This is a genomic window from Pseudaminobacter sp. Soil_N_29, assembly GCF_057656055.1.
Genome location: NZ_JBDGLC010000002.1, coordinates 350,798 through 363,366 on the forward strand (window position 1 = coordinate 350,798; position 12,569 = coordinate 363,366).

At 62.1% G+C, this 12,569-nt stretch carries 12 protein-coding genes; 1 reads left to right on the forward strand and 11 read right to left on the reverse strand.

Annotated features, from left to right (window positions below):
* Window positions 1-7: 7 nt before the first annotated feature.
* The 7 genes from AC3A4H_RS07620 to AC3A4H_RS07650 form a co-directional block, all read right to left on the reverse strand.
* Complete coding sequence (locus AC3A4H_RS07620) at window positions 8-1,810, reverse strand: ABC transporter ATP-binding protein (protein WP_487766159.1); 1,803 nt, start codon at window positions 1,808-1,810, stop codon at window positions 8-10.
* A 209-nt stretch (window positions 1,811-2,019) separates the two neighbouring features.
* The gene (locus AC3A4H_RS07625) at window positions 2,020-2,439 is read right to left on the reverse strand and encodes a GNAT family N-acetyltransferase (RefSeq protein WP_487766160.1); all 420 of its coding nucleotides are present in this window, start codon (window positions 2,437-2,439) and stop codon (window positions 2,020-2,022) included.
* A 32-nt stretch (window positions 2,440-2,471) separates the two neighbouring features.
* Window positions 2,472-4,157, reverse strand: coding sequence for an NAD+ synthase (locus AC3A4H_RS07630; protein WP_487766161.1), 1,686 nt, complete (start codon window positions 4,155-4,157; stop codon window positions 2,472-2,474).
* Window positions 4,158-4,211: 54 nt separating this feature from the next.
* Entirely contained in the window at window positions 4,212-4,925 is a 714-nt protein-coding gene (locus AC3A4H_RS07635) for a DNA-3-methyladenine glycosylase I (protein ID WP_487766162.1), read from the reverse strand.
* 33 nt (window positions 4,926-4,958) lie between these two features.
* Window positions 4,959-5,318: a diacylglycerol kinase gene (locus AC3A4H_RS07640; protein ID WP_487766163.1), complete on the reverse strand. Its 360-nt coding sequence runs from the start codon at window positions 5,316-5,318 to the stop codon at window positions 4,959-4,961.
* 51 nt (window positions 5,319-5,369) lie between these two features.
* On the reverse strand, window positions 5,370-6,167 hold the full coding sequence (locus tag AC3A4H_RS07645) for a DODA-type extradiol aromatic ring-opening family dioxygenase (protein WP_487766164.1): 798 nt from the start codon (window positions 6,165-6,167) through the stop codon (window positions 5,370-5,372).
* Window positions 6,168-6,272: 105 nt separating this feature from the next.
* Window positions 6,273-6,683, reverse strand: a complete 411-nt coding sequence (locus tag AC3A4H_RS07650; protein ID WP_487766165.1) for a GFA family protein — start codon at window positions 6,681-6,683, stop codon at window positions 6,273-6,275.
* 339 nt (window positions 6,684-7,022) lie between these two features.
* Between AC3A4H_RS07650 and AC3A4H_RS07655 the strand changes: the two genes are divergently transcribed.
* Window positions 7,023-8,093, forward strand: coding sequence for a GGDEF domain-containing protein (locus AC3A4H_RS07655; protein ID WP_487766166.1), 1,071 nt, complete (start codon window positions 7,023-7,025; stop codon window positions 8,091-8,093).
* Window positions 8,094-8,241: 148 nt separating this feature from the next.
* On the opposite strand, the gene AC3A4H_RS07660 is transcribed toward AC3A4H_RS07655, so the two are convergent.
* The 4 genes from AC3A4H_RS07660 to rpiA all read right to left on the reverse strand — a co-directional run bounded on the left by AC3A4H_RS07660 (window position 8,242) and on the right by rpiA (window position 12,532).
* Window positions 8,242-9,615: a class II 3-deoxy-7-phosphoheptulonate synthase gene (locus AC3A4H_RS07660; RefSeq protein ID WP_348777117.1), complete on the reverse strand. Its 1,374-nt coding sequence runs from the start codon at window positions 9,613-9,615 to the stop codon at window positions 8,242-8,244.
* Window positions 9,616-9,748: 133 nt separating this feature from the next.
* Window positions 9,749-11,140, reverse strand: a complete 1,392-nt coding sequence (gene gor, locus AC3A4H_RS07665) for a glutathione-disulfide reductase (protein WP_487766167.1) — start codon at window positions 11,138-11,140, stop codon at window positions 9,749-9,751.
* A 104-nt stretch (window positions 11,141-11,244) separates the two neighbouring features.
* Window positions 11,245-11,814 (reverse strand): DUF2059 domain-containing protein, encoded by a 570-nt coding sequence (locus AC3A4H_RS07670; RefSeq protein WP_487766168.1) that lies wholly within the window; start codon window positions 11,812-11,814, stop codon window positions 11,245-11,247.
* Window positions 11,815-11,833: 19 nt separating this feature from the next.
* A complete protein-coding gene (rpiA, locus tag AC3A4H_RS07675; RefSeq protein ID WP_487766169.1) occupies window positions 11,834-12,532 on the reverse strand; it encodes a ribose-5-phosphate isomerase RpiA in 699 nt (232 codons plus the stop codon).
* Window positions 12,533-12,569: the final 37 nt, after the last annotated feature.

Here is a 12,569-nt window from a genome sequence, read left to right on the forward strand (position 1 = left end):
GACTGCCTCAGACAAGCCCCTTGGTCAGTTCCAGCGCCTGACGCTCGAACAGGCGGCGGTAGATGCCACCCTTCAGGCGGATCAGGGCATCGTGGTCGCCCTCCTCCACGATACGTCCGCGATCGAATACCAGCAGCCGGTCCAGCGAGCGCACTGTCGAGAGCCTATGAGCGATGACAAGCGTGGTGCGCCCCTCCATCAGCCGCTCCATGGCCTGCTGGATCAGCACCTCCGATTCCGAATCCAGGCTCGACGTCGCCTCGTCCAGGATCAGGATCGGCGCGTCGGCCAGGAAGGCGCGGGCAATGGCCACGCGCTGGCGCTCGCCGCCCGAAAGCTTCATGCCGCGCTCGCCCACCATCGTGCCGTAGCCCTTCGGCAGGCGGGTGATGAAGTCGTGCGCATTGGCGAGCCTCGCGGCATTCTCGATCTGTGCCTGCGTCGCGCCAGGCCGCGCATAGGCGATGTTCTCGGCCAGCGAGCGATGGAACAGCACGGGCTCCTGCTGCACGATGGCAATCTGCCCGCGAAGCGAATCCTGCTGGACCTGCGAAATATCCTGCCCGTCGATCGAGATTCGCCCGCTGTTGACGTCGTAGAGCCGCTGCACGAGCTTCACGAAGGTGGTCTTGCCAGAACCGGAATGCCCCACCAGCCCCACCCGCTCGCCCGGCGCAATGGAGACGGAGAAGTCGCGATAGAGCGGCGCGTGATGGGTGCCGTAGTGGAAGGTCACCTGCTCGAAATCGATGCGGCCCTCGTCGATGATGATCGGCCTTGCGTAAGGCTTGTCCTCGATGCCCAGCGGCTCGTCGAACATTGCGACCAGTTCCTCCATGTCGTTCACCGAGCGCTGCAGGTTGCGCACATGCACGCCTACGTCGCGAAGATAGCCTTGCAGCACGAAGAACGAGGTCAGCACGAAGGCGATGTCGCCGGCGCTTGCCCTGCCCTGCGACCAGAGCAGCAATGCAAAACCGATCACCGCCCCCCGAAGGACGAGAAGCGTCATGCCCTGCGCGGTGCCGTTGATCGCTCCGCGCGTCCAGGTGCGCGCCGTCCTGTGATGCCACTTGCCAATCACCTTGGAGAGGCGGGCTTCCTCGCGCGTTTCGGCCCCGAACGCCTTCACCACAGGATTGCAGGTTACCGCATCGGCAAGCACCCCTCCCAGCCGTGTGTCCCAGCTGTTGGCAAGGCTGGCCGCCGGGGCCACATATGCCAGCGACAGCACCACGGTCATCGCGACGTAGATGATGGACCCAAGCGCCACGATCGCGCCCATCATCGGCCAGTACCATCCGAGCAGCAGCGTGGAGCCCACCAGCATGATGACCGAGGGCAGCAGCGCGATCAGCAGCGTGTCGTTCAGAAGGTCGAGCGCCCACATGCCGCGCGTCACCTTGCGCACGGTCGAGCCGGCGAAGGCATTTGCGTGCCAGTTGGTGGAGAAGCGCTGGATACGGTGGAACGCGTCCACCGCAATTTCCGACATCATGTTGAGCCCCAGGTTCACCATGCCCATGAAGGCCACGTGGCGCGTAACTATGGCGCCGACCCCCAAACCCAGTAGCATCAGGAATGCAACGAGCGCGGCGTTCCACGCCACCGCGTCGCTGGCGGCGCCGTCCGCAACGGCAGCAACCAGCTTGCCCGAATAAAGCGGTATCAGGACATCCGCCATTGTTGAAACGAGAAAGGCTACCGAGATGACCGCCAACCGGATCGGCTGACGCTGCCAATGCCGAAAGGCAAATCGGAGAACGCTGCGGAAAGCGCCGCCGCGCCAATCCATGTGAAAACGTGCCATGCTTCATTCGGACGCGACAGGCGGCCCGATCCCAGAGAGTTCAGATGTTGGAAGCCGCGACGAGCCGGAAAACCGCCGGGGCGGTTGCGGGATACGAAACGAATTTGGCACCGGCCGGGCACAATCCGGGCGGTAACGAGGCTTTATTAGCCGAACCCACCCGGATGGCACGATGGACGCGCGAACCTGCAATGAAAAGCCGAGGCGCCTCAGAACGAGCTAGAAGGTGTGCGAGACAGCCGCATGTACTGACCCTCAGCAGATCTTACGAAGCCGAGCTTTTCGTAAACTCCGTGCGCATCCGAGGTGGAAAGACTCCAGTGCAAGATGCCGCCGAGTTCCGGGTGGTCGATGAAGGCGCGGACCAGCCTCTGCCCCAGTCCCTGCCCGCGATGTTCGGGCCACACGATTATGTCGCAGAGATAGCCGAAATAGGTTCTGTCGGTGATCGCTCGCGCAAACGCCACCTGCCTGCCGTCGAGATAGGCACCGGCGCACAGCGAATTGGCGAAGGCGCGTTCATAGCCGCCATCGCTGCGGCCACGCCCCCAGTAGCTGGACTTGAGTAGTTCGCAGGTCGCGTGAAAATCGATCCGTGCGGGGTCGAAGCTGATCTCATAAGCCGCCATGTTCGCCCTCGACGCGGAACGCAATTTGCCGTCTAGCCGCGATCCCTGAATCGGTTGGTGATCGGGTAACGGCGGTCGCGACCGAAGTTCTTCCGTGTGATCTTGACGCCGGGGGCAGCCTGCCGCCGCTTGTACTCCGCGACATAAAGCAGATGCTCGATGCGGTGCACCAGTTCGCGATCATGCCCGCGCGCGACGATCTCATCCACGCCCATCTCGTTCTCGACCAGGCACTCCAGTATGTCGTCGAGCACCGGGTACGGCGGCAGCGAATCCTGATCGGTCTGGTTCTCGCGCAGTTCCGCCGACGGTGCCTTGTCTATGATGTGTGCGGGTATCACCTCGCCCGAGGGCCCCAGCCCGCCTGGCGGCACCGTGCCGTTTCGCCAGCGCGCCAGTGCATAGACCTGCATCTTGTAGAGGTCCTTGATCGGGTTGAAGCCGCCGTTCATGTCGCCATAGAGCGTGGCGTAGCCGACCGACATTTCCGACTTGTTGCCCGTCGTCACGACCATGGAGCCGAACTTGTTGGAGATCGCCATCAGGATCGTTCCGCGCGCGCGGCTCTGAAGGTTCTCCTCGGTGATGCCTTCACGCGTGCCTTCGAAAATCTGCGTCAACGCGTGCGAAAACCCTTCGACCGGCTCAGCGATCGGCACGATGTCATAGCGGCAGCCAAGCGCGCGGGCGCAGTCTTCGGCATCCTTCAGCGACTCCTTGGAGGTGTAGCGATAGGGCATCATCACGGCGCGCAGCCGCTCCTCGCCCAGCGCATCCACGGCAAGGGCCGCACAGATGGCCGAATCGATGCCGCCCGACATGCCGAGCACGACATCCTTGAAGCCGTTCTTGTTGACGTAGTCGCGCAGCCCCAGCATGCAGGCGCGGTAGTCTGCCTCCTCCCGCTCAGGGAGCTTCGACATGGGGCCGTCGACGCATTCCCAGCCGTCTTCGTTGCGCTTCCAGACGGTGACGGAAAGGGCCTCCTCGAACTGGCTCATCTGGAAAGCGAGCGTCTTCTGGGCCGAGATTGCGAAGGAAGCGCCATCGAAAACCAGTTCGTCCTGGCCTCCGAGCTGGTTGGCGTAGATGATCGGCAGGCCGGTTTCTATCACCTGCCTGATGACCACCTGCTGGCGGATGTCGGCTTTTCCGCGATGGTACGGCGAGCCGTTGGGAACCAGAAGGATCTCCGCTCCGGACTCTGCAAGCGTCTCGCAAACGCCAAGTTCGCCCCAGACGTCTTCGCAGATCGGAATGCCCAGCCTGACGCCGCGAAAATTGACCGGCCCGGGCAGGTCCGGCCCGGCCTGGAACACGCGCTTCTCGTCGAACTCGCCGTAGTTCGGCAGGTCGATCTTGTAGCGCTCGGCAAGGATCTTGCCGCCATCGGCCACGATGATGGAATTATGCACGCCGCTCTTGCGCTTCAGCGGCGTGCCGATGATGACGCCCGGGCCGCCGTCGGCGGTTTCGGCGGCAAATTCTTCAACCGCGCGCTCGCAGGCGGCAAGGAAGGCGGGCTTCAACACCAGGTCCTCGGGCGGATAGCCGGCGATGAACAGTTCGGTGAAGAGAATGATGTCGGCGCCCTGGCGCGCGGCATCCGCCCTCGCTTCACGGGCCTTGGCGAGATTGCCGGCTATGTCGCCGACGATCGGATTGAGTTGGGCAACGGCGATGCGCAGAATATCGCGAAGTACGGGCTTGGTGTTCATGCGAAGCGGTGTAGCGCGACCATCTTTCTCGGGCAATGCCGCAACTTCACGCAGCTATTCGCCGACTTGTTCTCGTAGCCTCTGCGTGGAGTAATTTTCGCGGATCGACATGGCGAGAATGCGGGAGATATGGCAGCGAGGCAGGCCGGTCTGCCCGGCCCAGGCATTGATTTGCTCCTGGATGCGCGCAAGGTCGCGCTTTGACGTCGGATTGTCGCCGATCTCGAGGCCCGCATCGCGCAGTGCCGCGACCATGTCCTGCGACATGACGAAAGTGTCCCAGCCAAGCCAGCGCAGGAAATACTGCCCCGTATTGCCGCCAAGCCGGCTGCCATGCTTGCCCAAATAGGCCATCAGCCCGATCTGGTCATTGGCAGGCCATGCGGCCAGGAACTTGCCGAAGCTGCCATGCTCTTTCGAAACACGCTCGATGAAGGCCGCATTCTCGCGAACCGACCTGATCTTCTGCGGGTTGCGCACGATGCGCTTGTCGGAAGCCAGATCGTGCCAGAAGTCGTCCGGCTGGAACAACAAGCGCTTCGGTTCGAAACCAAGGAACGCCTCCTCGAACTCCGGCCATTTCTGCTCGATCACACGCCAGACGAAACCGGCCGCGAACACCCGCTCGGCCATGGTCGACAGGATACGGTCGTCCGAAACATTCGCCAGCGCCGCATTGTCCGGCATCGGTCCCAGCAGCGAGGCAAGAACGTCTTCGCCGCCCTTGCGGCTAGCCGCACGGGCGCGGATCCTCCCAAAATCGAGCATGTGGAATCCTCCCCTGGCAATCCTGTTGCTTCCCTACAGCGGAAGGTCGGTTATCCGTTCTATCAAGGCAGCGCCCCAGATGCCCGCAACGATGACGATCGCGATCAGAACCGCGAGGGACCCGCAGTCCTTGGCAAGCTGGATATCACCGTGGAAATCCCGCGAGACAGCATCGCAAGCCGCCTCGATGCCGGTGTTCAGCACTTCAATCAGCATAAGGAACAGCACCGCCCCGATGAGCACCGCGTAGCCTTTCCAGCTGGTGGACACAAACCACGCCGCCGGAATGGCCAAGGCGAGCAGGATGACCTCCTGCTGAAATGCGGTCTCGCTCCGGATCAGGCGGCCGAATGCCCTGACTGAATTGCGGAAGGCATTGACCAGTCGCTCCATTCAGACCCCCTTACGAATCGTCGCAAAAGGATCATGTATCCCAATCCACCCCTAGTGGAACAGGTATGAGTCGTTGGCGAAAAAGCCGTGGTCGACGGAATTGTGCACGCGCTCTGCCTTGGCGCCGGCGCCCGCCGCACCGTAGGCAAAGAAGATCGGCATCAGGTGTTCGTCGGTCGGGTGATTGTCGGCAGGAAACGGCGCCTCTCTCTTCCAGTCAAGCAAGGCCTCGGTGTCGTTCGCCGCGAGCTTCTGCGCAAACCACTGCGTAAATGCCTCGACCTTTCCCGCCAGTTCGGGATCGACAGCCGCTCCTTGCCGCATGGTTGAAAAATAGGCGCGCAGATTATGCGTGATGTGGCCGGAACCGACCAGCAACACGCCCTCCTCGCGCAGTGGAGCAAGTGCCTTGCCGATCGCGTAGTGCCAGGCGGCATCTGCGTTGGGGTCAATCGACACCTGCACGATAGGTATGTCGGCCTCGGGAAAGGCCAGCTTCATTGGTGTCCAGGTTCCATGGTCATAGCCGCGTCGGCCGAGCCGCGCCGGCAACAGGCCTGCGTCTTCAAGCAATGCCATGACTTTTTCGGCCAGCACCGGCGCGCCGGGCGCGGCATAGACCATTTCGTATAGTTCCGGAGCAAAGCCCCTGAAATCGTAGATCATCTCCGGCTTGGGGTCTGTCACCACCGTGACCCCGTGCGTTTCGAAATGCGCCGACATGATCACAATTGCCTTGGGCCGAGGAACCAGGGTCGAAACCGTCTCGAGATAGCGGCGCGCAGGCGTGTCCTTGATGACGATATCCGGACCGCCGTGTGAAACGAACAAGGTGGGCATGGTGGCCATGGGCTGTCTCCTTGTCCTGCATCATACGGCGGAATGCCTGTCTTCGGCAGATCGCGGGCGCGAGACGAACCGTTCAGGAAACGATGACGCTTGCGTCCATGGCGCTTAGTCCTGCGCGACTTTGACCGACGGTGTGGATCTCGGAAATTGCGGCAGCCCATCATCAATAGCGTAATAGTCGCCCTTGTCGGCCACGAAGATGTGGCTCTCGCCCACGAGGCCGGAAGGCGTGTCGAAAGCGCCCGCCATTACCGAGATGGTGTCGAGTTCATCGTGCTTCCAGAACAGGATCGACCCGCACACGCGGCAAAATCCCCGCCGGGCAGCCGTGGAACTCCGATACCAGGTGATGTTTTCCGAGCCGCGAATTTCCAGGTCGGCATCCGAAACATTGGTCGCCGCAAAGAAGTGTCCGCTCTGCTTGCGGCATTGCGAGCAATGGCAATAGACAACGCCCCGCAAAGTCCCCTCTGCCGTGAATTGGACCGCGCCGCAACCGCAAGATCCCGTCTTCATCGCCTTCTGCTCCTACACACTCGCACCGCCGCTCGCATGACGTAAAGTCATCACAGGCAGGGCCACCCAGCTGCTGCATTTGCGACATCTAGCCTGACACTTACGGCAGAAGCGACGATCCAGTATTTCAACACCCATTACTGAAATCTCTATTGTAAAAAGTTAAGAGAATTTTTATACGAACGCGTTGTATTTCCCTGGGAGACAGACATCGCAGATTGCGGGGGGCATTCTTGTGCTGTTTTGAAAATCCAAGCCCCTGACCAATTTCTGATTGTCGAATTGCCTGACATCGGACGCGGGAGCCGTCTTAGGCACCCAATGGAGAGTGGAGCAAGGATGCAGCCTGCTGTCGCCCACAACGAGCCAAGCCATGACCTCGCGGCCAATGTGGTTGCGACGATGCGCCAAATGCGAGTGGCAAGCCTGCCACGCAACTATGAAATTTTCTACGAGGCCCTCTCCGGCTCGAATCCTCGGCTCAGCCTGGAAGTGATCGAGTTGGGCAACTATCCGACGCAGGAGCGCCTCGACCAGATCGGCCGCAAGTATTTCGCGCAGAATCACAACCAGTCGATCGTGGAGCAAGCCCGCGAGGTGGTCGCTCAGGAGCTTGAGGACATTGCCCGCCTTTTGCGCTCCGAACACCAGCACCTGGAAAAATACGGCCAAATCCTCGACCAGACCTCCAGCGGCCTGAACAACCGCGATCTGATCAGCAAGGAATTGCTTCAGAAGATCGCTCGCGCCATGACGACTGCCACCAATTCGACGATCGACCACGGCAGGCAGATAGCCGACACGCTGAGCGAAAAGTCCGCCGAGCTGGAAAGCGTCAAGTCAAAGCTCGAGGAGTACAAGCGGCTGGCCGCCACAGACCCCCTCACCGATATCTGGAACCGGCGCGCCTTCGACAAGGAGCTTGCCGCGATCTACGACAGCAACAGGGGCATCCTGTTCAAGGCTCTGATCCTTGCAGATATCGATAGCTTCAAGGAGGTCAATGACCAGTACGGCCATCCCGTCGGCGACAGGATCCTGAAGGTGATCGCCGACATTCTCCAGAGCAGTACCCATGAAGCGGTGTTCGTGGCGAGGACCGGCGGAGAGGAGTTCGCGCTCATCGTCGACGGAACCAGCGAGCAGTCGACGTTCGAAATTGCCGACCATCTTCGGGTGCTGATCGAACAGACGCCGTTCAGGTGGGGTGAACCGCAGCAGGACTGCGGGCCCATCACCGTGTCCATGGGCGTCTGCATGGCTTCCGACGCAGAGAGTGCCGACGATCTCTACGCAAAGGCCGACAGTGCCCTATACCGGTCGAAAGTGGACGGCCGCAATCGCGTGACCAGATATTCGGAGATTTCGGCGCGGACGGGGAAGAACTGGAAGCTGTACCGCAAGGATTGAGCCCGGCCGACCTGCCGTAACAACCGCCGCCGACATGGCGTCGGCCTCAGCCTGCAGCGGTCGTCTTCGCCACTCTCAGCCGTCTCAAGCGCCCAACAAAAAAGCGCCGGCAAGCCGGCGCTTTTCAGTTTCAAGAATGCATGCGCGCTCAGGCGCTGGCCGCCTTCTTCTCGCTGCGTTTCGCGCCCTTTTTCAGAAGCTCAGAAACCAGGAAAGCCAGCTCGATCGCCTGGTCGGCGTTGAGGCGCGGGTCGCAATGGGTGTGGTAGCGGTCCTGCAGTTCCTCGTCGCGGATGGCGCGTGCGCCGCCCGTGCATTCGGTCACGTTCTTGCCGGTCATCTCCACGTGAATGCCGCCGGCATGCGTGCCCTCAGCAGCGTGGACGTCGAAGAACGCCTGCACTTCGCCCAGGATGCGGTCGAACGGACGGGTCTTGTAGCCGGCCGCGGTGATCGTGTTGCCGTGCATCGGGTCGCAGGACCAGACGACGTTGCGGCCTTCCTTCTGCACGGCGCGCACCAGCTTGGGCAGGTGGTCGCCCACCTTGTCGGCGCCGAAGCGCGCGATAAGCGTCAGGCGACCCGCCTCGTTCTCGGGGTTCAGGAGGTCGATCAGCTCCAGCAAGCCATCGGGGGTCAGCGACGGTCCGCACTTCAGGCCAAGCGGGTTCTTGATGCCGCGGCAGTACTCGATATGCGCGTGGTCGGCCTGGCGCGTACGGTCGCCGATCCAGATCATGTGGCCGGAGGTGGCGTACCAGTCGCCCGAGGTGGAGTCGACGCGGGTCAGCGCCTGCTCATAGCCGAGCAGCAGCGCCTCGTGGCTGGTGTAGAAGTCGGTTTCGCGCAGGGCGAAATTGTTCTCCGAGGTGATGCCGACCGCGCTCATGAAATTCATGGTTTCGGTGATGCGGTTGGCAAGCGCCTCATAGCGCTCGCCCTGCGGGCTGTCGGAGACGAAGCCGAGCATCCAGCGATGGACGTTTTCCAGGCTGGCGTAGCCGCCCTGCGCGAAAGCGCGCAGCAGGTTCAGCGTGGCGGCCGACTGGCGGTAGGCCATTTCCTGGCGCGCCGGATCCGGCACGCGCGACTTCTCGTCGAAGTCGATGCCGTTGATGATGTCGCCGCGGTAGCTGGGCAGCGTCACGCCATCCCGCGTCTCGTTGTCGGAAGAACGCGGCTTTGCAAACTGGCCGGCGATGCGGCCCACCTTCACCACCGGCTGCGCGCCGGCATAGGTCAGCACCACGGACATCTGCAGGAACACGCGGAAGAAGTCGCGGATGTTGTCCGCGCCGTGCTCGGCGAAGCTTTCGGCGCAGTCGCCGCCCTGAAGCAGGAAGGCCTCGCCGGCAGCAACCTGGGCGAGCTGCTTCTTCAGCTTGCGCGCCTCGCCTGCAAAAACGAGCGGCGGAAAGGTGGCAAGACGGGCCTCGGTTTCAAACAGCGCAGCCTGATCCGGATAGGCCGGAACCTGCTGGATCGGCTTGTTGCGCCAGGAATTCGGAGACCACTTAGTCATTGTTGCACCCAATACATGTCTTCGCGACAGGAACCGCCCGGAAACGTCCGCATTTTCGGGACATGCCCCTATACCGGAAGCAAGGTGTCTATTCTACCCCGGATTCCGGCTGGAGCGAACGAGTTTGGCGGCCTTACTCCACGCGCTGGCCGTTCCTCACCAGATAGGTAGGCTTGTACATCGTCACAAGCTCTTCCGCCGCACTCGGATGCAGCGCCATGGTCCGGTCGAAATCGTCCTTGGTCAGGCCAGCCTTCAGCGGAATACCCAGCAGCTGCGCCATTTCGCCGGCGTCTGGGCCAAGCACATGCGCGCCAACCACGCGCCGCGTGTCGGCATCGACCACCAGCTTCATCAGCATCTTTTCTTGCCGGCCCGACAGGGTGTGGCGCATCGGGCGGAAGGTTGCGCGATAGACCTCGAGGTTTGCGAAGCGCTTGGCCGCCTCGTCCTCGGAGAGGCCGACGGTGCCGATTTCCGGCTGCGAGAACACTGCCGTGGCGATGCACTCGTGATCCGGCCTGGTTGGATTGTTCTTGAACGCCGTCTCGATGAAGCACATCGCCTCGTGGATGGCCACGGGGGTCAGTTGGACGCGATTGGTGACGTCGCCCACTGCCCAGATGTTGTCGATGTTGGTGCGGGAGTAGTCGTCGACGACAATCTCGCCCATCTTGCCCATCTCGACGCCGACGCTTTCAAGACCGAGATTTTCCGTGTTGGGAATACGGCCGATCGCCAGCATCACCTGGTCCACCGTCAGCACCTCTCCGCCGGTCACGTGCGCATCGAGGCGGCCATCGGCACGCTTCTCGACCTTCTCGAAGACCGTGTGCAGCATGATCCGGATGCCCTTCTTCTCCATGTCCTCATGCAGCATCTGCCGCAGGTCCATGTCGAAGCGGCCGAGTATTTCCTTGCCGCGATAGATCAGTGTCGTCTCGACACCGAGGCCGTGGAAGATGTTGGCGAATTCCACGGCGATATAGCCGCCACCGGAGATCACGATCGACTTCGGCAGTTCCGGCAGGTCGAAAGCCTCGTCAGAGAAGATGCAAAGCTCGTGGCCGGGAAGCGCGGCGTGCGGATTGGGTCGCCCGCCGGTCGCGATGAGTATCTGGTCGGCGGTAACGGTGCGGTCTTCGTTCTCCAGACGAATCGTGTGCCTGTCCACCAGCGTGGCGCGCGTGTGGAAAATCTCGCCGCCGGCGCCCGCAACGCCCTTCTGATAGAGGCCTTCGAGCCGCGAAATCTCGCGCTCCTTGTTGTCCACCAGCTTGCGCCAGTCGAAGCTCGGCTGCGGCACCGTCCAGCCATAGCCGGCCGCATCCTCAAAGTGCTCCGGAAATTGCGACGCATAGACATAGAGCTTCTTGGGCACGCAACCGCGGATCACGCAGGTGCCGCCGAACCGGAACTCTTCCGCTATCGCCACGCGCTTGCCTAGGGAGGCCGCCACACGCGCCGCGCGCACGCCGCCCGAGCCGCCACCGATGACGAAAAGGTCGTAGTCGTATGCAGTCATGATTCCATCTCCGTTGGCAGCGCTGGCCACAGTTAGGAGGCAAACAGCCAAAATAAAAGCCCGGCGCGGCCGGGCTTTTCGTCTCAGACCGTGGAGGCCGTTGCCTAGTTGGCGGTCGAAGCGTCGCCGTCGGTGGCGGCTTCGGGCGCCGGGGGCGGTATCAGTCCCTTGGCCTTGATGATCTCTTCGAGCGCGGTCGCCGACTGCTCGGCCAGGTCGCGGGCGATGCCGCGCTGCCAGATGTCAGCGGCCTTGCCAACCTCGCGCGTGACGATCACGCCGTCCTGAAGCAGCTTCTTGCCAGCCGGGGATGTGTAGAACCCAGCAATCGCGTTGAGTTCGTCGGCAGAAAACACCCGCGCATAGGCGAGCGCCGCTTCCTTCTCCAGGTCGGCGCGGCGGGTGGCGAGCTTCAGCGCCGTATCGTCCACGGTGCTGGTGATGACCTCCTGAAGATCCGGGTTCTTCTGGATCATCTCGGACTTCAGCGCGGATGCGGCCTGCGGCAGGATACCATCGAAGAGGTCAGTGGCCTTGATCGCCGCGACCGCGTCGCGGGCGGCCTTCAGATGCGCTTCCGAAACGTCCTGCGCGAAAGCCGGCACAGCGGCTGCAAGCACGACTGACGCCGCCAGAACGGTGGAAAAGCGACGAACACGGTGGGCCAAGATCATGATGGGATAAAACTCCTGTTTATCGGGTCGCATGTACCGTTCTGACACCGTCGGCGCCGGCGATGATAGCCGCTTGCGCCAAACCAAGGAACAGACCGTGTTCGACAACCCCCGGAACGGCGAAAAGACCATTTGACAGCGCTCTTGGATCGGGAATGCGGCCAAAAGATGCATCAAGAATGAAATGTCCACCGTCTGTAACAAACGGCGCGTCGTTCGTCATCCGCAATGTAAGCGGGCCGGCGAGTCCAAGACTTTCCGCAACGGAAGCTATGGCGCGCTCGGTCGCCCTGAGGCCGAACTTGTTGACCTCGATCGGCAGCGGAAACTTGCCCAGGGTCTCGACCATCTTCGTTTCGTCGGCGATGACGATCATCTTCTTCGAAGCCGCGGCGACGATCTTTTCGCGCAGCAGCGCCCCGCCGCCGCCCTTGATCAGCGAAAGCTGCGGATCGATCTCGTCGGCACCGTCGACTGTAAGGTCCAGTTCCGGCGTCTCGTCCAGCGTCGACAGCGGCACGCCGAGTTCGACACACAAGGCGGCGGTGCGCTCGGAAGTCGGCACGCCGATGATCTTCATACCGGCGGCCACCTTTTCGGCCAGCAGTCGCACAAACTCTTCGGCCGTGGAACCGGTCCCGATACCGAGCCGGGCTCCGTCCGGGACATGGCCGAGCGCCACCCGGGCGGCCTCAATCTTCAACGCACGTGCATCCATGGGAATTGCCGCCCTCCTGTCTGGTTGGCGCTCCTAT

Excerpts from the sequence above, each read along its gene's own strand:
- AC3A4H_RS07620 (WP_487766159.1), bottom strand. The coding sequence starts at position 1,810 with ATGGCACGTTTTCACATGGATTGGCGCGGCGGCGCTTTCCGCAGCGTT.
- AC3A4H_RS07625 (WP_487766160.1), bottom strand. The coding sequence starts at position 2,439 with ATGGCGGCTTATGAGATCAGCTTCGACCCCGCACGGATCGATTTTCAC.
- AC3A4H_RS07630 (WP_487766161.1), bottom strand. The coding sequence starts at position 4,157 with ATGAACACCAAGCCCGTACTTCGCGATATTCTGCGCATCGCCGTTGCC.
- AC3A4H_RS07635 (WP_487766162.1), bottom strand. The coding sequence starts at position 4,925 with ATGCTCGATTTTGGGAGGATCCGCGCCCGTGCGGCTAGCCGCAAGGGC.
- AC3A4H_RS07640 (WP_487766163.1), bottom strand. The coding sequence starts at position 5,318 with ATGGAGCGACTGGTCAATGCCTTCCGCAATTCAGTCAGGGCATTCGGC.
- AC3A4H_RS07645 (WP_487766164.1), bottom strand. The coding sequence starts at position 6,167 with ATGGCCACCATGCCCACCTTGTTCGTTTCACACGGCGGTCCGGATATC.
- AC3A4H_RS07650 (WP_487766165.1), bottom strand. The coding sequence starts at position 6,683 with ATGAAGACGGGATCTTGCGGTTGCGGCGCGGTCCAATTCACGGCAGAG.
- AC3A4H_RS07655 (WP_487766166.1), top strand. The coding sequence starts at position 7,023 with ATGCAGCCTGCTGTCGCCCACAACGAGCCAAGCCATGACCTCGCGGCC.
- AC3A4H_RS07660 (WP_348777117.1), bottom strand. The coding sequence starts at position 9,615 with ATGACTAAGTGGTCTCCGAATTCCTGGCGCAACAAGCCGATCCAGCAG.
- gor (WP_487766167.1), bottom strand. The coding sequence starts at position 11,140 with ATGACTGCATACGACTACGACCTTTTCGTCATCGGTGGCGGCTCGGGC.
- AC3A4H_RS07670 (WP_487766168.1), bottom strand. The coding sequence starts at position 11,814 with ATGATCTTGGCCCACCGTGTTCGTCGCTTTTCCACCGTTCTGGCGGCG.
- rpiA (WP_487766169.1), bottom strand. The coding sequence starts at position 12,532 with ATGGATGCACGTGCGTTGAAGATTGAGGCCGCCCGGGTGGCGCTCGGC.